The following is a 21,672-nucleotide window of genomic DNA, read 5'->3' as shown; positions in this document are numbered from 1 at the left end:
GCCGGTCCGGTCCGGTGACGCCCCCTACTGACCGACCCCACCCCAATCCCTCGGTCCTCCGGATTCAGTCCTTCGGATCGCGGCGCAACAGATAGGTATCCATGATCCACCCCTTGCGCTCGCGTGCCTCGGCCCGGAGGGCCTCGATACGGGGAGCGGCTTCGTCCAGCGGCCCGGATACGAGGATCTCGTCGGCGGTCCCGATATAGGCACCCCAGTAGATGTACATGTCGCCGCCCTCACCGCCCTCACCGCCCTGGAACTGCCGGAAGGCCTCCTTGGCATCGAGCATGACCACGACATCATCGACACCGTTGGGAAAACCGCGGTCGGCGAGACGGCGCCCAGTGGTGATCTGTATAGGCTGCCCGACGCGATTCAGGCCGATGCGGTGCTTGGCGGCGAGGGAGGAGACACTGCTGACACCGGGCACGACAACGTACGAGAAGTCCACGTGCCCCCGATCGAGGACTTCCTCCAAGATCCCGAGGGTGCTGTCGTACAGCGCGGGGTCGCCCCACACCAGAAACGCGCCGCACTCGTCAGCGCCCAGCTCATCGCCGATCAGCCGCTCATAAATATCGGCCCGGCGACTGCGCCAGTCCCCGACGGCGGGGGAGTAGTCCGCACCGCTCGCCTCGCGATCGCGCGCGGGATCCCGAGCCTCGACCACGCGGTAGACGCCGTCGGCCCGGTCGGCACAGTGCGCGTCGAGGAGATCACGCCGCAGCTGGACGAGATCGTCCTTTTCCTCCCCCTTATCGAGGATGAAGAACGCGTCGGTGCACTTCAGAGCCTTGACGGCTTGCAGGGTCAACTGGTCGGGGTCGCCCGCGCCGATACCGATGACATAGATCTTTCGCACGCCGAGAGTCTGCCGCACGGGGGTGCCGCAGTGCGCTTTGGGCGGGGTACGCGAGTGGCTACCGCCCTCGTCACCAACGGCCCCTCTCGCCTTCTCCACGCAGCAGCGGCGCGTGCTCGGCGGCATCCACAGTCGGCCCGTCCCCATCCAGCGACTCCGCCAACTGCCGCGCCCACAGCACAAGTCCATCGAGATCGATCCCGTACGGCCGCTCTCCCCACTTCCCCGCACCGATCGCACCCGCGCCCCTGAGCAGCAGCCGCGCCCCGCCGGTGAGGTTGCCACGGGCCGAGTGGGTCAGCCCAACGGCCAACTGCGCGAGCCCTTTCCACAGATCGCGCTCGTCCTCGGGCCCCGACTTCCAGGCATCTTCGAAGACCTCGTGCGCATGAAAGGGCCGCCCCGCGTCAAGCAGGGCCTGCGCCTGAGCGACCGTCTCATCGGGCGTACGCGTAACCCCTTCGGGCTGCCGCTCCACCCCTTCAGTGCCGTACGCCAACGGCCGCCCCAGCCCATCACGCGGCCGCGCGTTACGGGCCCGCCCTTCGTCATCACGGTCACGGCCACGGTCATCAGGTCGAGGTGCACTGCTCATAACCCGATTGTCCCTCGCCGACCCCCTGGAAGGGGGCGCGGACCACTCCCGAACGTGGGGTAAAGTTCTGTTTGCGCGATCACGCAGAACACCGCGAGACACGCGCATCGGGACGTGGCGCAGCTTGGTAGCGCACTTGACTGGGGGTCAAGGGGTCGCAGGTTCAAATCCTGTCGTCCCGACGGAAACGTCGCAGGTAGGGGCCATCTTCGGATGGCCCCTACTTCGTGTTTGGGAGCAATTCTGGGAGCGGGGAGCGGCTCCCTGCGCTCCCAGGGAGCGGGAGTCTGGGAGCGACGTCAACCGGGGGTGGACGGATGGTCGCCCGATCCGGTCGCTCCCAGGGAGCATCTCCGCTGCCCGGTCGGATGTTCGGGCAAGGGGTCGAGCTGTTCGCCCCCTTGTCCGAATACTCGTCATGGGGCCGTGCTCCCAATCGTCCCCTTGACGGCTTTCGCCGACCCCTTGCCTGCGTGAACGCCGTGTCTCGGTGCACACGTCATCCAGAGGTTGAACGCCGTAGCGCAATTCGGTGCAGATCGGAGGGGGTGTCGCTTCGGGGTGAGTGCTCCTGCGCGTCCCCTTGACGCAGCGTAATGGCTGATGGCGTCTGTAGGACGCGGTACGGAGACGCTCGCGGTCGGCGCGCCGGTCGACGGCGGCTGTCGCAAGCACCTGGTCGAGCATGCCGCCGCCCTCGGCATCAACATGGAAATCGTCGAACGCCGCCCTGGGACCGGGGGTTTCACCCCCGGTCCCGAAGCGGGCAGTCGAGCGGACCTACGGCTGGCTGATGTTCCGCCGCCGTCTGGTCCGCGACTGCGAGACCCTGCCCGCCCGCTCCGAAGCCATGATCCACCCGGCAATGACCGATCTCATGGCCCGCCGACTCACCGGTGAGGCCACCGTCTCCTGGCGGGACCCGGCGAAAGTGAACTCACCGGATATTCCTGGATGCAACAACAGGAGATAGCGACCTCTAGGGACCCCATCACCAAGTCGACGGGCCTCCTGCAAGGTCGAGGAAAAGTTGGTTGTAATCGTCGAATGTCGATGGGTGTGGTTCCTCTGGAGGGACACCGTGAGCTGGCAGTTTGGTGGGACCGCCAGGCTCGGCGCCCCGGCACGCTGGCCCGAAGCGTCCCGGGGCGATTCATTCAGGACATCGGCCGCTCGGCCCCACTGCCCCCTTACGGCCCCTGCATGGGGTACTGCAACGAACATGTCACGAAGCCCTCAACCGGGTGGGCGGGCTTTGCCAGGTCGGCCATTCTGATCTGGCGTGGTTCGGCGGGATGTGCAGCCACGGGGCGGCAGCCGGGGCATGGATGGGCCGGTCGGACACTGGACAGGACCTGAGTGATCAGGAACTCAAAGCGGGACGCGGTGACGCTGCCGGTGGAGCGGGAACTGTTCAGGACCTGCCCTGCGTGCATCCGTCGGCCCCAAGGCGTGAGGGTAGGGGAGGACGTGGATGACACAGCAGGAGATTGCGGCGTTGGCCATGACCGGTGCGACAACGATCGTGGCCGCGATGGCCACAGACGCCTGGACCACCGTCCGCAGCGGATTCTCGGCATTCATCCGCCGCCGCAGCCCTGACCTGCATGCCGGTATCGAGGCGCGGCTGGACAACGGTGCGGCTCTGGTCGCCCAGGCCGGGGATGCCAAGTCTGCCCGCGGGGTGCTGGTCGGGCTGTGGCAGGGGGAACTGGAAAGGTTCCTGGCCGCGCATCCCGACGCGGCTGAGGAACTGGGGGTGCAGACGGCCGAGATGCTGGCAGCACTGCCGACGATGCAGCAGCAGTGGGTACAGCACAACGCCGCTCATGACCATGGCGTGGTCAACGCCGTGCAGGACGGCACCCAGCACAACCACTACATGGACTCCCTCGGTACCCAGCCGCCCTCGCCCGGCGCGTGAGGTGAAGGAGGGAGAGGGCGTGGGCTACATCCAGGTCATCACGGCCACCGGCGGTGGCCGGGTCAATGCCGTACAGCACGGGGACCAGTACAACTACCTCTACCGCGGTACCCCGCCGTACCGGGTGGAGCCCTTCCCCCTCGCCACACCGGCCGCGATGCCCGCCGGGCTGGCCCGGGTGCCGAGCCGACTGCTGACAGCCCGCCACCAGATCGTTCCCTTCATCCCCCCACCGGAGCTGGCGGTATTGGAGTCCTGGCGCGACGGCGAGCCGCCGGGACTGTCAATACGTCTGGTGCACGCCGAGGGCGGGTCGGGCAAGACCCGGCTGGCCACCGAGTTCGCCGCGCGCTCGGCCAAGGCCGGCTGGGCAGTCGCGCTCGCACGACACCGTAGCGAGGCCGCCTCGGCCGGGGATGGCGACCAGACCCTGACCGTACGGGCCCCGGGCCTGGTCATCATCGTGGACTACGCCGAACGCTGGCCCCTGGAAGACCTGATCACGCTGGTTCGCCAGCACCGTGACGCTGCCCGCGACAAGCTGCGCATCCTGCTGCTGGCCCGCCCCGCTGGCCCCTGGTGGCAGGGCCTGGCACACCAGTTCACGAAACTCGACATCCTCGACGTCGATGCCCTCCGCCTCGAAGGACTCCCGGATACCCCGGGGGTACGCGCCGACATGTACACCGCAGCCCGAGACCGGTTCGCTGAGATCTTCACCCACACCCACCCCGCCAGGATCGGCATACCCGATCTCGACGACCCGGTGTTCGCCCTGACCCTGACCGTCCACATGCGCGCCCTGGTCGACGTGGACGCCACCCGCCGCGGGAAGACGCCCCCGACCGGCAGCGGCCAGGCGAGCCTGTCCTCCTACCTGCTGGACCGTGAACATGACCACTGGCGCTCTTCTCACGACCAGGGCCGTGGTCCTCTGCGCACCACCGAGCAGACCATGGGCCGGGCCGTGTACGTGGCCACCCTCACCGGCGCCCTGCCCCCCGCCGATGCTGCGGCAGCCCTGACCTGCACTGGCGCCGCCGACACTCCAGCCGCCGGGGGGCAACTGGCCGAAGACCACGCCCGCTGCTATCCGCCTGCCGAGCCCGAACTGGTACTGGACCCGCTCTCCCCCGACCGCCTCGGCGAGGACTACCTCGCACTGGCTCTGCCCGGCCATGAGAAAGAGTTCGGATACCACGCCACCGACCCCTGGACCTTCACCGCACCCGCCACACTGCTTGCCCCTGACCACCAGGACAGCGGGCCGGCGGTCTACACCCGCCAGGCCCTGTCGGTCATGATCGAGTCAGCCCACCGCTGGCCTCATCTGACCACCCAGCACCTCGCGCCACTCCTGCGGCGCCACCCCGAACTCGCCCTGGCTGTCGGCAGTGCCGCTCTGACTCGACTGGTTGACCTGCCCACCCTGGACGTCACCGTCCTGGAAGCCATCGAACCCCACCTCCCCGAACGTCGTCACACCGACCTCGACGTCGGTATCGCCGCCCTCGCCGCACGCCTGGCACACCACCGCCTGGCCACCGCCCACGACCCCGTCATCCGCGGCCAGACCCTCTACAACCTCGCGATCCGCCAGCGCAACGCCGGACTTCGCGACGAGGCCCTCACCACCGGTAGGCAAGCCCTGCAAGCCTGGCGCGATCTCACCTCCACCCATCCCGAATACCTACCCGGCCTCGCCATGTCGCTGTCCGACCTCGGCACCTCCCTGTCGGAGGTGGGGCGGCGGGATGAGGCCCTGACCGCCATCCAGGAGGCGGTGGAGATGCGGCGTCGGCTGGCAGCAGCCAATCGCATCGCGTACGAGCCCGGCCTCGCTCTGTCCCTGGGCAACCTCGGCGCCTTCTTGTCAGAGGTGGGGCGGCGGGATATCGCCCTGACCGTCACCCAGGAGGCGGTGGAGATCTACCGTCGACTGGCAGCAGACAACCCGGCCGCATACGAGCCCGACCTCGCCCGCTCGCTGTCGAACCTCGGCGCGCGACTGTCGGAAGTGGGACGGCGTGATGAGGCCCCAGCCGCCGTGCAAGAGGCGGTGGAGATCTACCGTCGACTGGCAGCAGACAACCCGGCCGCATACGAGCCCGACCTCGCCCGCTCTCTGGCCAACCTCGGCACCCCCCTGTCGGAGGTGGGACGGCGGGATATGGCCCTGACCGCCGCGCACAGGGCGGTGGAGATCTACCGTCGACTGGCAGCGGCTAACCCCGCCGCATACGAGCCCGACCTCGCTAAGTCACTGAGCAACCTCGGCAAGTTCCTGTCGGAGGTGGGACGGCGGGATGAAGCCCTGACCCTCACACAGGAAGCGGTGGAGATCCGGCGTCGGCTGGCAGCTGTCAATCCCGCCGCGTATGAGCCTGGCCTCGCTATGTCGCTGTCCAACCTCGGCACGTGCCTGTCAGAGCTAGGGCGGCGGGGTGAGGCCCTGACCGCCGAGCAGGAGGCGGTGGAGATCTACCGTCGACTGGCGGCAGGCAATCCCGCCGCATACGAGCCCGACCTCGCCCGCTCGTTGTCCAACCTCGGCGCCTTCCTGTCGGAGGTGGGGCGGCGGGGTGAGTCCCTGGCCGCCGAGCAGGAGGCGGTGGAGATCTACCGTCGACTGGCGGCAGGCAATCCCGCCACCTACGAACCCGACCTCGCCATATCACTGTCCAACCTCGGTATCTGGCTGTCGGAGGTGGAGCGCCCTGAAGAGGCCCTGACCACTGCCCAGGAGGCGGTGGAGATCTACCGTCGACTGGCGGCAGGCAATCCCGCCGCGTACGAACCCGACCTCGCCCGCTCGTTGTCCACCCTCGGCATCTGCCTAGCGGGGGTGGGGCAGCAGGATGAGGCCCTGGCCGCCGCACAGAGGGGGTTGGAGATCCAGCGTCGGCTGACAGCGAGGAACCCCGCCGCGTACAAACCCGGCCTCGCCAAGTCGCTGACCAACCTCTGCAGCTGGCTGGCGGGGATGGGGCGCCTCGGCGAAGCCCTGGCCGCCGCACAGGAGACGGTGGAGATCCGGCGTCGGCTGACAGCGGGGAACCCCGCCGCGTACGAACCCGGCCTCGCTATGTCGCTGTCCAACCTCGCCATCTTGCTGTATGAGGTGAAGCGTCCAGGTGAGGCCCTGCCCGCCGCACAGGAGGCGGTGGGGATCTATCGTCGGCTGGCGGCCGATCTTCCCGCCGCGTACGAGCACGACCTCGCCAACTCGCTGTACATCTGGGAAACGGTGCGTGCCGAGGCGCAACAGGACACCACGGAAAAGAGGTGAAGCCCTTCAGCTGATTTACACCTGCTGCTGCACCTGCCCGAACCGGTGATGGTGCCGCTGACATCTCGGCCATCACATCAGCCACGGTCTCCCGCGCAATCTGCAGCCGCCTCAAGATCTCCCGGGCACTGCCCAACCTGCCTGCCACCTCGGCCAGTTCGGCCTTGAGCTCCTCCTGTGGGTGCCCGAAACTGGGCCGCCCTATGCGACCTGGGTGTATTCGTGGATTATCCCGCCGAGTAGATCTCGACGGATGACCTTGCTGTCCGGGTCGACCAGGTCGGGGAGCGGCCGCAGGGGTGCTGCTTGGTGGAGGGCGCGGTGTGGGCGATGGGTATTGAAGTGTGTCTCGTATATGGCCAGTACGTTGCGCAGGTGCCGTTCGTTGGTGATCAGGGTGTGGTCGAGGAGTTCGCGGCGGCATCCGCCGATCCAGCGCTCGATGTACGCGTTCGCCCGCGGGGCCCGCCCGGGAGTGAGCAGGACCTGGATGGTCTCGGATGCGAAGACGGCGTCGAAGGCGTTAGTGAACTTCGCGTCCCTGTCCCTGATCAGGAACCTGACTCGGTCGACGCGGTCGTTCAGTGCCATGGCAGGCTCGCGCGCCTGCTGGACTGCCCGACTGCCGGTCGGATGGGCGGTGACGCCCAGGAGGTGTACTCGGCGGGTGGATATCTCCATGACCACCATGCAGTACAGGCGCCGCAGCAACACGGTGTCCACGTGGAAAAAGTCCACCGCGAGGATCCCCGAAGCCTGGCTGCGCAGGAACTGCGCCCAGGCCGGGCCCGAGCGGCGTGGTGCCGGGTCGACCCCGGCTCTTCTCAGGATCGCCCATACCGTCGAGGCGCCAACTGGATAACCGGCGCAGGCCAGTTCGCCCGCGATCCTGCGGTACCCCCAGTGCGGGTTCTCCGCGGCCATCCTCAGCACCAGCTCCCGCAGGGTGGGCGGGGTCGGCGGCCGGCCTGGTCCTCGGCGTTGGTAGGTCCAGCGGCGCTTGACCAGGTCGGCGTGCCGGCGCAGCAGCGTACCGGGGGTGACGAACAGGTGCCCTCGTAGGTCCTTGGGCGGCAGCCGGGACAGTGCCGCGATCACGGCTCGGGCCGCCCATGAGGGCTGGGGTCGGAGGACCTGACGGCGGAGCACCGTGAGCTGGTGCCGCAGTACGAGGACCTCCGCGTTCTTGGAAGCCTCCGATCGTGCCAGCAGCGCAATCCACCCCAGGACCTTCAAGAAGGCTAGGTACAGCAGTCGCAGAGCCGTGCCCCAGGATCTCGCCACGCCTGATCTCGACCGCAAGGCCAAGTCAGCGGGGGTAGCCGAGTTTCGGGCACCCACAGGCGGAGCAGTAGATCGAACGGCTGCAGGGCCGAGTCTCTGGCCGGGACGTTCGACAAGAGCCAACCGACGTCTTGTTACAGCCTGTTGCCGATCAAGTACCTGCGATATTCTGTCCTGTGCCCTGTACGGCACGACCGGCGGCACACGAGGGGGATCGTGGAGGGGCGCGACGTGCAAGGGCACTACGAGGAGTTAGCGGCCGAGTACGACGAGCACTGGGTCTATGGTCCGGACTATATTCCCTGGATGTCCAGCCGGATCGCCGAGGCACTGCAACTCGGCCTCGCGGACCGGATCGCCGACATCGGCTCCGGTACAGGCCTATTCGCCAGGGAAGTGGCCAGGCGGCTCCAGCCTCGCCATCCTATTCTGTGTGTTGATCCTTCCGAAGCGATGCTCGGTCAGCTCGGGGCGCCGCCTCCGGCTGGCTTGACGTCAATCGTCGCTTCTGCCGAGGACATCGCGGAGGGGCGTACGCGACTGCCGTACGAACAGCTTGATGCGGTGTGGTTGAAAGAGTCGGTGCATCATGTCGCCGATCCGGCGCACACGCTTCGCGGCCTGGCTGATCGGCTGGCGCCCGGGGGCCGGTTGCTGGTGGTGATGCTTCCGGCCACCATTCAGTACCCGCTGTTCGAGGCGGCCCTCGCACGCTTTGAGGAGCTGCAGCCGGACCCGTCCGTTATCGAGGGGCACTTGCAAGCTGCTGGGCTGGAAGCCGATCTCGGATATGTCGAGCACGAGCTGCGTATCAATCGGGATCAATACCTCGGTATGGTGCGTGCCCGCTACATGTCCCTGCTCTCCTCCTTCAGCGACAGCGAGATCGAGAAGGGCATAGAAGAAATGCGCGTCGCTCATCCGGAGCCTGTGTTGGTGTTCCCGGACCGGTTCGCGTTCATCCTCGGTCGGCGACGTGGAGAGCCCTCGTGAGCACCATGGTCGACGAACGGCTACGACGCCTGCGGAGCGAACTCGATGACCACTCGCGGATCGCCGACCGACTGGGGCTTGATCTGGAACGGCCGTTACGCTCCCTGAACGACGGCTATCCCGAGAACGCAGTCGCCCTGATTGGCAAACTGACCGAGAAGCTACTCAAGGAACTGTGGCGCCACCACGATGTCGAGGGCGACCCCTCGACTAAGGCCCTGAACGACCTGGTCAAGCGCTGCCGTCCGTACATCCGCAGCAGCACGGTTCTGGATGCGCTCGAAGACATTCGGCGGCTGCGAAACCGCTCGACACACGACGGGTACGTCATCAGTGACGAAGACGGGCTGATGGCGGTCCGCAGGCTCGTGGACGTACTGGTCTGGTTCACCAATACCGGGAGTGCGGCCCTTCTCGGCGGTGAGCCCGACGTGGCGCCCGAGGTGGCGCGCCGCTGCGAGTTCCTTGCCGGGCTGTACGTCACCCTCGGCTACCGGCAGGCAAAGCGGTTCGTCCTCAGCTCGGATACCGTCTACCAACTGTTCTGCCGTGAGTCAGGGATGCGCCTGGAGTACGTGGAGTTGATGCTCTCCCGGGACGCCGACGATCTTCGTGCCGTCCTTGCCTCCAGTGGCGGGGAGCTCTTGCGCACGCGGTTGCCCAAGCTCACTCGGTTCGTCGTCCTGGACGACGACGGTGGAGTGGTAGCCGACGCCATTCACCCCATGCTGGGACTGGATTTCCGCATCGTGCGTTACGACGGCTTCGTCGATACCATCGTCAATCTTGGTACCCACCTCGAGGATCTCACCGGCGCCGCCACCGAGGAGGAGCCAAGGGACGCTGTCACCGCGGCGGCGCTGAGCACCGACCCTCGGACCGGCGAGTCGAGAATGGAGCAGTCCGGCGACGCGGCGGAGCTCTTGAGGCGCCTGGCGGGCGGTAGTGCGAACGTCCTGGTCACCGGGCGCCCCGGCAGTGGCAAGAGCACACTCCTGCGCTCGCTGGCCGTCAACCCCGAGATCCGCCGTTTCCGCTTCTACTTCGACCTCGGCATCAAACCGAAGGACGAACCGTTCTCCGAGTACGCGGCCCGCCTTCTCGCGCCGGCCATGACGTCGGATCGCTCACGCGCTTACGAACTTTTCCTCTACCTCATCCGTTCCGGGACCGCACTGTGTGTGCTCGACGCTGTCGATGAAGGCGTCGATGAACCCAGCCCTGCCGGTTTCCTTCGGCTCTTCACCGATCTCGCTGCCGTCCTGTCAGCCGAATCAGCCGTCGTCATGAGTTCACGAGTGTCCTTTCTCGCGGACTCGCCCCAGATACGCCAGCTTCTGGATAGCGGCGCGGGCCGGTCCGAGCAGTTGGTCGAGCAGATGTACGCGAATGGTGTCGACCCGTCACGGGTCCCGCACTTCCACGTTGTACGCCTTGCTGAGCCTGCGGAAACCCCTCTCGAGAAGCACCTCACCACGGCGCTGAACTTGCCTACGGGAAGACCGCTCGCGGACATTCTCGGTGTACACATCGCGCAGACACTGGCCGAGCATGGGCAACTTGATCTGGAGCAGCGGCTGCCTGCCGTGTTCGGACATGCTTTCCTCACCGACCGCACCGTGTTCTCTCTTCTCGATGTACACCGACAGTTAGGGGCCAATGCATTCACGAACGGGCGCCTCGATCTCGGCGCCTGTGTCCTCGCTCCGCTGCTGCGGCCCGCCGGGCCCGATCACGTCGCCTTCGTGCACACGGCATACCAGGAACTACTAGCTGCAAGATGTCTGGCCGAGGCGGCGAAGCGTGACCTGGCAGCCGACCTTCCCGGTGGTGCATTCCTCACCGAGCAGGTGCGCGCATTCCTGGCCGGTCTGCCCGGCAGTCCGGAAACGAACGACTGCGTGCTGCCCTCCGGGGCGTACCTGGTCGGACCGGCCGAACGGCTGCTGATCCGCCGCGTCGAGCATCCCGTGGTCTTCGACCGCCATGCAGTGACCGTTGCGCGCTACCGCCGCTTCCTCGAATCCCTGGACGCGGAAGGTACCTCACGGTGGGACCACCCCGACCAGCCAGCTGACATCACACATCGCCCCTGGACCGACCGGCTGCGGCGGCCCGACTACTACGAGGATCCGCGCTACGACGGCTACCCTGCCATCTGTGTCAACTGGTGGAGCGCGTACGCCTTTGCCGGGTTCGAAGGCAAGCGGCTACCGACCTCGCTTGAGTGGGAGGCCGCCGCGCGTGGCACCGACGGACGCCTTTTCCCTTGGGGCGATACTCCCGACAGCACCCACATAAACTGCGCCGACACATGGGTCGGCGCACCGGTCGTGACGTATCAGGCGTGGTATCAGGATTTCGCAGGCGACGCTGTACGCCGGGCCGGGGCCACACCCATCGATGAACGGCCGGGCAACCGCTCCCCGTTCGGCGTTCTCGACATGGTGGGCAACTGCTGGGAATGGACGTCCACCAGCCTGGACGACCCCGGCGAGGCCGTCATCTGCGGTGGCAGCTACGACAACCCGATGCGTTCGGTACAGACCAGCAGCAAGGGCATCTACCGCAAGCGCGGCGGAAGCAACGCGGTCGGCTTCCGATGCGTGCAAGACCTCGACACATCCGGGACAGAGGAGACGACGGCATGAGCAGTGGCGGGCCGCGTCACGGAACCATTGTGGACAGGCGCCCGAGTGGGGGAGGGCTGAGCGGTGCGCTCGGCACCTACGTCGTCTGCGACGACGAGGACGAGCGGTACTACGGCTTCGACTACCGGCAGATCGTGACCGAAGGATTCCGGACCATCCGCACGGGGGAACAGGTCCGCTTCCATATCAGCGCCGAAAGCCCCGACCGGGCGGAGTTCGTCATTCGCCTCGACCAGCCCGACCCAGCCGAGTACTACCGGTGACCACCTACGGAGCCCCACTGCTCGAGGACATCACAGGATCACGCCAGGAACTGACTGTCGTGCTCCCGGTGCGGCTACTGCGCGTCCCCAACTGGCCCGAAGGCCCCTTCCCATTCGAGCTGGGCAGCCGCCGCACCGACGCCGCGACTCGGTCCACCTACTTTGCCCCCGCCTCTGCCCGCGCACTCTACGGAGCACCCGGACGGCCGCGCCGCTGGCACCTGCCGCTGGACGTCAAGCAGGACGGACTGCATCTGCTGGGCATGGAGCTCCTCCACGCGGCAACCGCCCGCAATCCCGAACACGCTCTCATCGTCTTGCACTTCAGCGTGGAAAGACCGCTGCTCCCCATACTGCGGTCCCTGGCCGGGCGGCGGCCGAGCCCTGCCGACGAACTACTCACCGGGCCCTTCGACCCGGCCGGACTCCTTGCTGGTATCGCCGATGTCCGGGGCCGTGACCAGCCGTTCGCTTTAGCGCGGCCTTACACCGTCGCCTTCATGACCCCCACAGCGCGGCACACCCCCGCCCTCCGCACCAGCGGCGAAGGCGCGCTACCTGCCACCGCAGACCACTGGCTGTGGCAACTGGCTTCGCGTTCCACGCCGGAGGATTTCCCGCTGCCTCCGGAAACCGTTGGAGAACAGCTCAAGGACGCAGTACGCATCTCGGCAGACTGGAGCGCTCTGGTGCTCCGCCAAGGGGCTGCCTTCCTCGGCCACCGGCCTTACACCGGTGCGGGCGACTTCTTCGAATTCGGAGCGCTGCACTCTCGTACCGTCTATCTCGACGCCCTGCTTCTCGGCTCGCTCCAGCGCGACCACATCGACGAACTCACCGACGAACTCTCCGAGGTGTTCAACTCTGCGCGGCTGGCACGCCGTGTCGCCACGCTGGAGCGGAACATTGCCGTCTTTCGCAGCACCTACTGGCGACAGCACCTCACCGCGCACGGTGCGGCCAACGACCTGCTCCTTGCGTTCCAGAACCAGCATCGGCTGCCCGCACGTTTCGATGAAATCCTGGCTGAAGCAGCCGACTACAGCAGGCTCGTACAAACCCAGGAGAGCCAGCAGATCAGTGGAGCCCTGGGCGTCCTGACCATTCTCGGGCTGCCACTCGGCACGGCGTTGAGCATTCTGCAAGTTCTCGATGACCACTCCACATCACACTTGTTCATCTCGCTCGGGCTCTCGGTTGCCGCTACAGCAGCAGCCCTCACCACCCGGTATGGGCGCCTGGTCCTGTCATCTTTGCGGGGCTCGGGTGGCAAGGAGTAGGACTGCGCTTGCCGAAAACTCCCGTAGTGCTTCAAAACTGTTCCACACTCCTTGAACTGGAGTGTTGTCGAGTGATCAGCTTGCACGGTGGTACTCGTTGGTGAGGCTGCCGACGGCCTGGTGGCGTGGGATCCGGGGCGTCGGTAGGGGAATGACGTCGGGGTCGTCACGGGGTGCGAGTTGGTTGCGGCCTTGGTGGGGTCTGTGGTCGTTGAAGTGCTTCGCGTAGTCGTGAAGGATCTTCTCGGTGTGGCTGCGGTCGTACAGCAGGATGCGGTTGGTGCACTCGTCGCGGACTGAGCGGATGAGGCGTTCTGCGTGTGGGTTGCAGTTGGGGCTGCGTGGCGGGATCTTGATGACGGTGATGTCCTCGCTGGCGAAGACTGCGTCGAGGGCGGCGGTGAACTTGGCGTCACGGTCCCGGATGTGGTGGGTGAAGTCGGCTGTCCGGTCGCCGAGGTGCCGGAGAAGTTGGCGGGCTTGCTGGGTGGCCCGGGCGGCGGTGGGGTGGGCGGTGACGTCGAGGATGTGCATGGTGCGGGTGCGTACTTCCATGACGAACAGCGCGTACAGCCGCTTGTCCCGCGTGAAAACCCTGGTTCGGACCGATGACCAGGCCGTTTGTCTACCTGCTGTCAGGCTGCTTGTTGGTACTCGTTGATGAGGCCGCTGAGTAGCTGTGTGCGGCGGACGCGGTTGGCGAGCGGGATCGCCGGGGCTGGTCGCCCGTCCTCTACGGACTGGGGAGGGCGTTGGTTGAGGGATTGGTGGGGGCGGTGTCGGTTGTAGTGGTTGGTGTAGGTGTCCAGGACTGCTCGTAGGTGCCGCTCGTTCATGATGAGCAGGCGGTCGGTGCATTCACGGCGGACGGTGCCGACCCAGCGTTCCGCGAAGGCGTTCGCCTTCGGCGATCTCGGTGGTGTGAGGAGGACCTGTACGCCCGCGCCTGCGAGGATGGTGTCGAAGGCGTCGGAGAACTTCCCGTCCCGATCGCGCAGGAAGAACCGGAACCGGTCGACCTGGTCATCGAGGTCCATCATCAGGTTGCGGACCTGCTGGGTCACCCAGCCCCGGTTCGGGTGCTCGGTGACGCCGAGGATGTGCACCCGGCGCGTTGAAACTTCCATTATGAACAGCACGTACAACCTCCGACGGAACGCGGTGTCGACGTGGAAGAAGTCGCACGCGAGTAGTCCGGTAGCTTGCGCGCGCAGGAAGGTGGACCAGGCGTCGCGTGCCCGTTGGGGCGCGGGCGGGATGTTTCCCTTCCGCAGTACTGACCGGACGGTAGCGGCGGAGACGGTGACGCCCAGCCGTGCCAGTTCGCCCTGCACGCGGCCGGTGACCCCACAGAGGGTTCTCCCTCGCGAGGCGCAGGATCAACTCCCGTGTCTCCTCTGATATCGGTGGCCGACCCGGTTTCTTGTGAGGGTAGGTCCACTTGTCGGCGATCAGCTCCCGGTACCAACGGAGCAGTGTCGCCGGGGTGACGAAGAAGCTGCTCCAGCACTCTCTGGGCAACAGTCTCGACAGGGCCGCCAGCAGAACCCGATCTCCTGGTTCTAACTTCGGTCGGCCGACTTGACGTTGGAGCACGGCGAGCTGATGCCGCAGCACGAGCAGTTCGACGTCCTTGGCCGCGCTGCCCATCAGCCGTAAGCCTGCCAGCTTCAGTGCCCTTCGTGTCAGCAGGTAGATCCATGACCACCGCATGGACTCCGATCATCCTCGGTCTGACACCGCTCCCGCAGAAGAATGCTCCAGCTCAGTGGCCCGAACCCGAGTTTTCACGCGGCACAGGCTGTTGCCCCGCGTGGAGAAGCTGCAGGCCAGAGCCGGAATCCTATTTCCGAGCTGGACAGGTGGCCTGTCGGCGTAGCACCGCGACTTCGTGACGCAGGATGAGTATCTCGGCGTTTTCGCTGCCTTAGATCTGCACAGCAGGCCCAGCCACGCGAAGACCCGCGTGGCGAACAGGTAGATCATCCGTGTGAGCACGGTCTTGATCATGCCGGATTGGCATATCGCCTGAGGTCAGCACGGTGAAGCAGTTTTGAAGCGCTACGGGGAGCAGCGGTTCGATCCGTGCCTACAAGCCGTCGTCCACGATCCAAGGCCGAGTCGTCACACGACGCGAACGGCCGAATCATCACATTGGTCACGCCCGGCGCGACTGCTACGCGGATAGCCATCACTGATCTTCGCGTAGTAAGTGATGTCTGCGGATGATCGGTTGAGGACCTGCACCGCTGCGCCGCGACTGTTCAGCCACTGCTCGAGTTCAGGTCCGGCGATCTCGCGCTGCACACCTCTTACTTCAAGGAGTGCGGGCCCGAATATCGTTCCCGAGAGCCCGGCGACGAGCGTGTGCCCGTTGAACACCGCCTACAGCGACGTTTCGCTAACCGATGCGTTGGAGAGATCGGCGCCCTGGAGCTGAACGTCGAGGAATGAAGCTCCGTCGAGCGTCGCTTCTTGGAAGGACGCCGACCGCGCGTCCACCTTCCAGAGGTCCGCGCTGCCCAGGTTGGTATGGCGCAACTGGGCGCCACGCAAGGACGTGTCACGCAGATCGGCCTTTGCCAAGGACGCCTCACTCAGATCAGCGTTGTCGAGTACGGCATCGGTGCTCTGCGCACGATACAGATCCGCGCCGACGAGCTTGGCCGCTACAAGATTGGTGTCAAAAAGCGTAGCCAGCGCCAGGTCAGCGCCCGACAGGTCAACGCCAGAGAGATCGAGTTGAGAAGCATCCAAAGTCGCCTGGTCATCTGTCTCGTCACACCAAGCCTGCAAGGCCATAGCGGCCTCAGGCTCGACTGGCATGACCCGCACAGCCCTACCGGGATCACGGATACCAGACAACTCGCTCACCTCCTCCGGTGCTGTTCGGCTAACGCCATGTATCCCCAGGCGGGGCTTGGCTGGCACTGTGTACGTCCGAGATAGGAGCGACCGAAGGTAATTCGCGGAGTCCTCTTCAGCGGAGTCAAAGGAGTCCTCTTCAGCGGAGTCAAAGACGCTGGCTGTCGCTGAGCTTGGCGGTGATTCGAGAGACGAATCGGTTTGCCTCCGCCTCGGTAATCTCAACGTGGTCACTATCGTTGTGCCCGAGTTCGTATAGACGCAGATATTCCGTGGGCTCCCAGCGCAGATTCCGTGTGAACGCTTCATCGCGGAAAGACTGTCCAGATCGGCGTCGCCGCACGATCCCGGCAGGTCGCTCTCGGGGGAATTCGTCGTCAATGCGAGCGTAGAAGGTGACTGTCCCAGGAGGCGAGTTGAGTACCTTCACTGAGGCTCCACGGCTTTCCAACCACAACTCCAGCTCAAGGCCGGCAAGTTCCCGTACAGAACCGCCTTCATCGACGCGAGCTGGTCCGAAGACGCTGCCGGTAAGCCCTTGAAGGATCGTCTCCTTGTCGAGGACCACATCGAAGGAGGCGTTGTGCAGTGTCGCATCGGTGAGGTCAGCGCCCTGAAGGCACGTTCTCACGAGGATGGTGCCATTGAGCCGTGCACCGCGAAATTTTGCTGACGTCGCATCGGTTTCGGTGAGTTCGGTATCGCTCAGATCGGCTCTAGTGAGGTTTGCGTTGCGCAGGGATGCTCCGTCAAGCACAGCCTTTGCGAGGGAAGCGCCGGTAAGATCGGCGGAATCGAGCATGGCATCTTCCAGATGCGCTCGGTAGAGATCAGTGTCCACCAGCGTGGTGCGCTTCAGTCCCGTGCCGCTGAACACCCCGAGAGCTAGATGGGCTCCGGTGAGGTCGGCACCAGAAGCATCGAGACCTGAGAGGTCCAAGGTGGTGTCCTGCTGCTGGGACCACGACTGCAGCTCTGCAGCTGCTTCGGGGTCGGCAGGCATCACGCGAACGACTCGCGGCATGTCACGGATCCCAGACAATGTACTCACTCCACTTTTATTCATCGACGTTCATCTTGATGCGAGTGCTACTACTGGGTGCCTCATTCCGCGCTAGTAGACGCTATTCGGAGGGTGCGGTGTGAAGGGTGTCCCAGCTTGCCTTTGCTGCACTTAAGGAATCTCACCACCTTTCATCTACATAGTCCGAGACCTCAAGGAGTCGTGCACGTTCCACGCGCGGAATCGAATATGTATGGATCCGAATATGGGCAACGAATTCTTCGGGTAGTGCCACGTGATGACTCTCTACGTAGAAGTAAAGGTCACCTCTCCACAGCCACTGTCCGTCGGTGTACAGGGAATCGCCACCGAGGATCTGTCGGCCAGACCCCAGCTTGTCCTCTGACGCTCCCATAACGGCTATAATTTCATGCCCAGCTCGCAGGTAGTCGGCGATCTTTTGCTGGTCAGCGTATGCCTCTGAGAGGATGAATTCCCGTACGCTGCCTCGCGGATTGCCAAAGCCTGGAGACCAGAGTTCCGTGAAGTGATCCGCAATTTGCATGGAAGAGCCTGTTCTATTGGGACATGGGGAGGAAGGTGCGCCAGTATCCCATTCTGTTGATCCTCGGGATCTGGCCTGGCCCGCGATTGGAAAAGGTTCCCACTGCGTCCGTGGGGGCCATAACGGGCACGCCCAGTTCGTTCGCTATTGCTTGGGCCGCTGAATCGTGCAGGACTCCTTCTCCGATGGGTGGCGCAATTTCATCCGACATGAAGCGGACATATCCTGTGTGGCAGGATACGAGGCGGATCGGTCCACCGTTGTAGCTAGGGTTGTTTCGAATTGCGTCAGCGATGTGGGAGGGGTGTACGTCGCCAGCAGGGAAGCCTACCCCTGCTTCGTTGATGCGTCCTGGCATGAAGAACCCTCGATTGTTCCCATGTACCACGACATCGTGGTACCCCTCCAGGGGTTTCACACGAGCGAAGTTGCCCACGGTGTTCTGGTCATACCCGATGGCCGTCGCGCCGTCGCCGAAGTAGACATGATCCCCAGTCTCCAGGACGAGATCACTGGCCTCTTTGGGAGGCACGGCAATCGTCGACTCGGGTGAGACACGTGCTTCGTAGTCACGTCGTGTGCCCATGCCATCAGAGGCGTCGGTGCCCCCATGAGTGACGTCCGGATCGTGGTTCACCTGGCTGTCCGTGGAGCCAGCCGTGTGCGACTGCCCACCATCGTGATGCGGAGTATGTTCGTCACGTACTGCTCCACCCGCGCCCGGCGGTGCGTTACTCCGAACCTCGCCGGGGCCGTGGTGGCTGCCTGTGGCACTTGTGCCAGCGGTGGCGGAGTGCCCGGGGCGCACATCGTGCGTGAGGCCGATCGTGCCGGTCTCACGCGGTACAGGAACCTGGTCGAACAACTCATCCTGCTGAGCATTGATGGCGTCCAATTCCTCGCGGGTGACGCCAGGCAGCCGCCCCTTCTCGTACAGGACATGCGTGTCCATCTTGGCGACGAAGCTCTCAGGGGTATGGAACTGCACCTCGAAGATCCGGCCCGTCGCAGGATCGCGCCACGTCGAGTTGATGCCCTTGTAACCGGGGGAATCCCAGGTGTTCTTGAACGTCACGCTCTCGAACCCCTGAGCGCGAAGAGTGTCGACTGCTTGCTGTACCCCAGGCGCGTAGTGGGACGAGGGGAACTCGACGGTGTACCGGATAGAGTCCCTGACCTTACCCAGAGCAGATTGTGCTGTGCGCTCGGGTTCGTCGATCAACTGGGTCGCGAGCTTTCGCTTAAGGGAATCCTCGCCCTTGAGGCGATAATCAAGACCGATCAAGCGTCCGTCATCGACGTTGTGCGTGATCTGCTGAAGCGTATCGGTAATCCGAGGCTCGGCTTCTGCGGAGTGCCGCATGAAATCATCGGCCGTGGCATTGTCACCTGGGGAGAGGCGCAGACCGCTCTCCCCCTCCCACGAGCCGTCAGGACGGTTGCCGCGAGGATGCTCCGGAGCCGTGACAGCACCGGGCACATCGCGACCGCCAGTCGGCGGGACGCCGCTACCCTCGCTTCCGGCCCCTGCACCTTCACGCCCGGATATGGTCTGATCTCCGGCGCGCGCGGGATCGTGGTCAATGTGGTTGCCCGGCAGGTGATCGCCGCTGCCCGGGCTTGCGGTGTGACCACCGGAGCCGGGGAGCTCATGGCTGGCTGAGGGGCCGTGGGTGAAACCGCCTGATGTGCCAGGGGGGAAATGTGATGCGGTGCCACCCGAGACATCGCGGCCCACTCCACCGATATCGTCCCCGGCCCGCCCGGCAGCTCCTCCCACACCGTCTCCGGTATGGGAGGCAGTTTCTGGTCCTTGCAGAGGCGAGCTACGCGGCGGAACGTCCCCGTCCCGGCGGAGGGCTGCTGTCGCATCATCACCAGCATGCACGCCGACCAGGAGAGGCCCTCGTCGCGGCAGCGCCTCCGCCCCCGCGTTTGCTCGTTCGGCGGCCGTGCCTTCATTTGGCATCTCGTCGGGTCTATGAATGGCGTTCTGGTGGTCCCGGGGCGCGGCGATGGAGGGGATGCGTTCGTTGGCGGAGAGTTCGACCCGGGGTGGTGTGGTGTCGCGGACGCCGCCCTTGAGGACGGCCAAGTCGCCGCTCCCGACGTGGAGTTCAGAGCCCGGGGCGAACCTCCACACGGTGCTGACGGATCCGGTACCGGGCGCATTACCGAATCCGGCGCGGGCGCGGGCGGTGACGTCTGCGATCTTGGGTACGGCTCGGGTGGTGGCGCCGACGGCCCTGGCTGTCGCGCTGAGGGGGTCGATGGCCTCGCCGACCTTGGCCAAGGTACCGGCGGTTTTGGCGACGGCGCCGCCCTTGGCCAGTTTCGAGACGGCGGCCAGTGGCCCAGAGGCGATGGTCAGGCCGTTGAAGAAGACGGTGCCCGTGGCCTTGCCCGGGTGGTCTTCCCAGTCGTCCCAGCCGACCAGGCCCTTGGCGAAGGCCTTGGTGTACGGGCGGCCCTCGGCAACTTGCTCTTTCCAGGGCGAGTCCTGCTCGTTCAGAGGGTCGAAGAGGTAGGACTCCAGGCCCAGGACCGCCATGCCAAGACCCTTGCGGGCCGCGTCACCGTCCGCTCCGGGGCTGAAGAGGTCCACGAATCCGGTGACGGTGCCGACGACGTTGTCCTTGATGCTGACACCGGCCTCCCTCACATGGTGGGAGAGGTCGAACTTGTCGTAGGTGAGGGCCTCCGGGGTGCCCCAGGGCAGCTTGTCGGCGTGCTTGAGCGCGTCGGCGGTGTAGCCGTAGACCTGCGCACCGCGCGGGACCAACGTGCCCTCATAGCCCTGCGGGACGTACTGGGTGCCGCCCACCAGAGCCGTGATCTTGTTGTTGGCGGCGATCTCGGCGGCGGTGAAGTCGGCCTTGGCCTGACCGACCTCGCTCCACAGGGCCTCGTGCTGGTCGATCTTGTCCTGGTCCTGGGTCCACTCATCGTCGATCTCGCCGCTGTCGGTCTTCAGACCCGCCACGAAGTCGGCCACCCGGGTCCGCAGACGGTCCAGGCGGGCGATGATGGGCCTCACCGCGCCGGCGTAGTCGTCCAGCGCCCCGGCGACCGTCTCGACCTTCGAGGCGAACAGGTCCGCCCGGTCCCGCACCGGGGCCGTGGAGGCGAACAGTTCCTCCGCCTCGGGTGCCCGGTAGAAGGCCCCAAGACCCTGGAACTTGGTGTGCGCCACACTGCCCGCCTGGCGCAGGGCGCCGGCATGGGCCCGCAGTCCGGAGGCGTGCTGCTCCAGCTGCTCCAGGTCACCGGTGAAGTGGGGAATGTCCTTCGCGCTGATCACAGTGAGCCTCGCGTGAGGGGTATGGGCCGCTCCAGGACCGGGTCGACGACACTGGCCGCGGAATCCTGTATCTCGGCCGCGATCTCCAGGTCGCCCGCCTCGTAGGCGGCGGTGGCCAGCGCCGCGCCGCTGACCGACTGCCCAGCCCGTGCGCCGATGAACTGCACTTCCTCGGTGGTGCCTTCGGCGAACTCGACGAGCGCCGAGGCGACCAGTCCTCCGACCGGGCTCTGGCCTCCGTCGCCAGCTTCCCCTGATACAAGGGCGCCGGACCATTTCGCTGCGCCACCCAGGTCCTCGCCGTACCCGCCGACGTGTCGATCCAGGGCGCCCAGTACCTCGTTCACGTGCGACAGGACGAGATTCACCCCGCCCGGCTCAATATCCCATTTCGGCATGCCAACCCCCTATTTCAGCCCCGTGTCCCCGTATCTGCGTCGGCTCGCAGCGGCCTGTCGGTCAGCCGATGTTGTCGACGGCGGCGCGTGCCCGCGCGAGGGTCGACTGTGCGGTGCCGTCGTTCTGTTCCAGCGTGGTGCGTACGAGGCGGATGATTTCCCGTACCTCGTTGGCCGCCTTGTTCCAGCGGACTTCCTTGCCGTGGTAGTCGTCGGAGACGCCGTCGGCCTGGTAGTCGGCCATCGCGGCCTTCACCGCGCGGTCACGGTCGCCGAGCACTCGTTCCAGCTGGCCGATGATGATCTGCAGGCCGCCCTGGACGTCGGACGAGGCGCCGGTGTCGTAGGAGCGGCGGTCCTGGGTTCCAGCCATGGCGAAGTTCCCCCTGTGTGCGA

17 protein-coding genes, 1 tRNA gene and 1 pseudogene are annotated in these 21,672 nt (G+C 65.6%); 8 read left to right on the top strand and 11 right to left on the bottom strand.

Features of this window, described 5'->3' with window-relative positions; all coding sequences use genetic code 11:
• Positions 1-64 precede the first annotated feature (64 nt).
• Positions 65-865, bottom strand: a complete 801-nt coding sequence (gene cobF / locus ACWFRJ_RS30930; RefSeq protein ID WP_453538596.1) for a precorrin-6A synthase (deacetylating) — start codon at positions 863-865, stop codon at positions 65-67.
• Between the two features lie 70 nt (positions 866-935).
• On the bottom strand, positions 936-1,460 hold the full coding sequence (locus ACWFRJ_RS30925) for a DUF309 domain-containing protein (RefSeq protein WP_453538134.1): 525 nt from the start codon (positions 1,458-1,460) through the stop codon (positions 936-938).
• Positions 1,461-1,568: 108 nt separating this feature from the next.
• Here ACWFRJ_RS30925 and ACWFRJ_RS30920 point away from each other — a divergent pair.
• From ACWFRJ_RS30920 to ACWFRJ_RS30905, 4 genes and pseudogenes are all read left to right on the top strand, one after another.
• A tRNA-Pro gene (locus tag ACWFRJ_RS30920) sits at positions 1,569-1,642 on the top strand.
• A gap of 469 nt (positions 1,643-2,111) precedes the next feature.
• Positions 2,112-2,433: pseudogene (locus ACWFRJ_RS30915) on the top strand (IS5 family transposase); the annotation flags it as partial.
• Between the two features lie 501 nt (positions 2,434-2,934).
• The gene (locus ACWFRJ_RS30910) at positions 2,935-3,384 is read left to right on the top strand and encodes a hypothetical protein (RefSeq protein WP_453538131.1); all 450 of its coding nucleotides are present in this window, start codon (positions 2,935-2,937) and stop codon (positions 3,382-3,384) included.
• Positions 3,385-3,403: 19 nt separating this feature from the next.
• A complete protein-coding gene (locus ACWFRJ_RS30905; protein ID WP_453538129.1) occupies positions 3,404-6,673 on the top strand; it encodes a tetratricopeptide repeat protein in 3,270 nt (1,089 codons plus the stop codon).
• A 201-nt stretch (positions 6,674-6,874) separates the two neighbouring features.
• Here the strand turns inward: ACWFRJ_RS30905 and ACWFRJ_RS30900 are convergent, their stop codons facing one another.
• Positions 6,875-7,957 (bottom strand): integrase core domain-containing protein, encoded by a 1,083-nt coding sequence (locus ACWFRJ_RS30900; RefSeq protein ID WP_453538126.1) that lies wholly within the window; start codon positions 7,955-7,957, stop codon positions 6,875-6,877.
• Between the two features lie 216 nt (positions 7,958-8,173).
• On the opposite strand from ACWFRJ_RS30900, the gene ACWFRJ_RS30895 reads away from it, so the two are divergent.
• The 4 genes from ACWFRJ_RS30895 to ACWFRJ_RS30880 are packed head-to-tail and all read left to right on the top strand — an operon-like array spanning position 8,174 to position 13,144.
• Positions 8,174-8,950 (top strand): class I SAM-dependent methyltransferase, encoded by a 777-nt coding sequence (locus tag ACWFRJ_RS30895; RefSeq protein ID WP_453538123.1) that lies wholly within the window; start codon positions 8,174-8,176, stop codon positions 8,948-8,950.
• Positions 8,951-8,955: 5 nt separating this feature from the next.
• Positions 8,956-11,601, top strand: a complete 2,646-nt coding sequence (locus tag ACWFRJ_RS30890) for an SUMF1/EgtB/PvdO family nonheme iron enzyme (protein ID WP_453538593.1) — start codon at positions 8,956-8,958, stop codon at positions 11,599-11,601.
• Positions 11,598-11,864, top strand: coding sequence for a hypothetical protein (locus ACWFRJ_RS30885; RefSeq protein ID WP_453538120.1), 267 nt, complete (start codon positions 11,598-11,600; stop codon positions 11,862-11,864). The genes ACWFRJ_RS30890 and ACWFRJ_RS30885 overlap by 4 nt, the downstream gene beginning before the upstream one ends.
• On the top strand, positions 11,861-13,144 hold the full coding sequence (locus ACWFRJ_RS30880) for a hypothetical protein (RefSeq protein WP_453538117.1): 1,284 nt from the start codon (positions 11,861-11,863) through the stop codon (positions 13,142-13,144). Before ACWFRJ_RS30885 ends, ACWFRJ_RS30880 begins: the two co-directional genes overlap by 4 nt.
• Before the next feature lie 75 nt (positions 13,145-13,219).
• On the opposite strand, the gene ACWFRJ_RS30875 is transcribed toward ACWFRJ_RS30880, so the two are convergent.
• The 8 genes from ACWFRJ_RS30875 to ACWFRJ_RS30840 all read right to left on the bottom strand — a co-directional run bounded on the left by ACWFRJ_RS30875 (position 13,220) and on the right by ACWFRJ_RS30840 (position 21,649).
• Positions 13,220-13,699, bottom strand: a complete 480-nt coding sequence (locus tag ACWFRJ_RS30875) for an integrase core domain-containing protein (protein WP_453538114.1) — start codon at positions 13,697-13,699, stop codon at positions 13,220-13,222.
• A gap of 80 nt (positions 13,700-13,779) precedes the next feature.
• A complete protein-coding gene (locus tag ACWFRJ_RS30870; protein ID WP_453538111.1) occupies positions 13,780-14,271 on the bottom strand; it encodes an integrase core domain-containing protein in 492 nt (163 codons plus the stop codon).
• A gap of 997 nt (positions 14,272-15,268) precedes the next feature.
• Complete coding sequence (locus ACWFRJ_RS30865) at positions 15,269-15,451, bottom strand: hypothetical protein (RefSeq protein ID WP_453538108.1); 183 nt, start codon at positions 15,449-15,451, stop codon at positions 15,269-15,271.
• A 78-nt stretch (positions 15,452-15,529) separates the two neighbouring features.
• Positions 15,530-15,946: a pentapeptide repeat-containing protein gene (locus ACWFRJ_RS30860; RefSeq protein WP_453538105.1), complete on the bottom strand. Its 417-nt coding sequence runs from the start codon at positions 15,944-15,946 to the stop codon at positions 15,530-15,532.
• Positions 15,947-16,157: 211 nt separating this feature from the next.
• The gene (locus ACWFRJ_RS30855) at positions 16,158-17,075 is read right to left on the bottom strand and encodes a pentapeptide repeat-containing protein (protein WP_453538102.1); all 918 of its coding nucleotides are present in this window, start codon (positions 17,073-17,075) and stop codon (positions 16,158-16,160) included.
• Between the two features lie 515 nt (positions 17,076-17,590).
• Complete coding sequence (locus ACWFRJ_RS30850) at positions 17,591-20,878, bottom strand: hypothetical protein (RefSeq protein ID WP_453538099.1); 3,288 nt, start codon at positions 20,876-20,878, stop codon at positions 17,591-17,593.
• Positions 20,875-21,276, bottom strand: a complete 402-nt coding sequence (locus ACWFRJ_RS30845; protein WP_453538096.1) for a DUF6507 family protein — start codon at positions 21,274-21,276, stop codon at positions 20,875-20,877. Before ACWFRJ_RS30845 ends, ACWFRJ_RS30850 begins: the two co-directional genes overlap by 4 nt.
• Before the next feature lie 61 nt (positions 21,277-21,337).
• Positions 21,338-21,649 (bottom strand): pore-forming ESAT-6 family protein, encoded by a 312-nt coding sequence (locus tag ACWFRJ_RS30840; protein ID WP_135335255.1) that lies wholly within the window; start codon positions 21,647-21,649, stop codon positions 21,338-21,340.
• Between the last annotated feature and the right edge of the window lie 23 nt (positions 21,650-21,672).

This window comes from Streptomyces sp. NPDC055239, from assembly GCF_053606205.1.
This window is presented reverse-complemented; position numbering and strand designations above follow the sequence as displayed.

Bases quoted from the DNA above. Each gene is read 5' to 3' on its own strand.
- ACWFRJ_RS30925 (WP_453538134.1), bottom strand. From the start codon at position 1,460: ATGAGCAGTGCACCTCGACCTGATGACCGTGGCCGTGACCGTGATGAC.
- ACWFRJ_RS30910 (WP_453538131.1), top strand. From the start codon at position 2,935: ATGACACAGCAGGAGATTGCGGCGTTGGCCATGACCGGTGCGACAACG.
- ACWFRJ_RS30890 (WP_453538593.1), top strand. From the start codon at position 8,956: ATGGTCGACGAACGGCTACGACGCCTGCGGAGCGAACTCGATGACCAC.
- ACWFRJ_RS30885 (WP_453538120.1), top strand. From the start codon at position 11,598: ATGAGCAGTGGCGGGCCGCGTCACGGAACCATTGTGGACAGGCGCCCG.
- ACWFRJ_RS30875 (WP_453538114.1), bottom strand. From the start codon at position 13,699: ATGGAAGTACGCACCCGCACCATGCACATCCTCGACGTCACCGCCCAC.
- ACWFRJ_RS30870 (WP_453538111.1), bottom strand. From the start codon at position 14,271: ATGGAAGTTTCAACGCGCCGGGTGCACATCCTCGGCGTCACCGAGCAC.
- ACWFRJ_RS30860 (WP_453538105.1), bottom strand. From the start codon at position 15,946: ATGGCCTTGCAGGCTTGGTGTGACGAGACAGATGACCAGGCGACTTTG.
- ACWFRJ_RS30855 (WP_453538102.1), bottom strand. From the start codon at position 17,075: ATGAATAAAAGTGGAGTGAGTACATTGTCTGGGATCCGTGACATGCCG.
- ACWFRJ_RS30845 (WP_453538096.1), bottom strand. From the start codon at position 21,276: ATGCCGAAATGGGATATTGAGCCGGGCGGGGTGAATCTCGTCCTGTCG.
- ACWFRJ_RS30840 (WP_135335255.1), bottom strand. From the start codon at position 21,649: ATGGCTGGAACCCAGGACCGCCGCTCCTACGACACCGGCGCCTCGTCC.